Origin of the sequence: Roseimaritima sediminicola, from assembly GCF_009618275.1 — a bacterium.
In the GTDB taxonomy this organism is placed as follows: domain Bacteria; phylum Planctomycetota; class Planctomycetia; order Pirellulales; family Pirellulaceae; genus Roseimaritima; species Roseimaritima sediminicola.
In genome coordinates this window covers 1-317 of record NZ_WIAD01000184.1, presented here as the reverse complement: position 1 = coordinate 317, position 317 = coordinate 1, and the positions used below count along the sequence as shown (strand labels likewise).

Here is a 317-nt window from a genome sequence, read left to right as displayed (position 1 = left end):
TTCACAATGCCCCGAAAACGACGATCCTTTTCGGCTGCTGAGAAGGCTGCCGCGGTACGCAAGCATCTTGTCGACAAAGTTCCCGTCTCGCAGATCGCTGACCAGATGAAGGTCCAGCCGACATTGATTCACAATTGGGTCAACGCGGCGATGTCCCAGGTCGAGCGGGCCTTCGAGAGCCCCCGAACTGCCAAAACGGACAAGTCCAAATCCGAGCGTGAAGTCACCGAACTTCGTGAGAAGTTGATCGCTAAGAACGAGGTGATTTCCGAGCTGATGGAGGAGAACATCCACTCAAAAAAAGACAATGGGGGACT

The 317-nt window shown here is 53.9% G+C and carries 1 protein-coding gene; it reads left to right on the top strand.

What is annotated here, in order from left to right; translation table 11 throughout:
- Window positions 1-6: 6 nt before the first annotated feature.
- The coding region (locus GE027_RS22760; RefSeq protein ID WP_237607756.1) for a transposase at window positions 7-317 on the top strand (311 nt) is incomplete at its 3' end.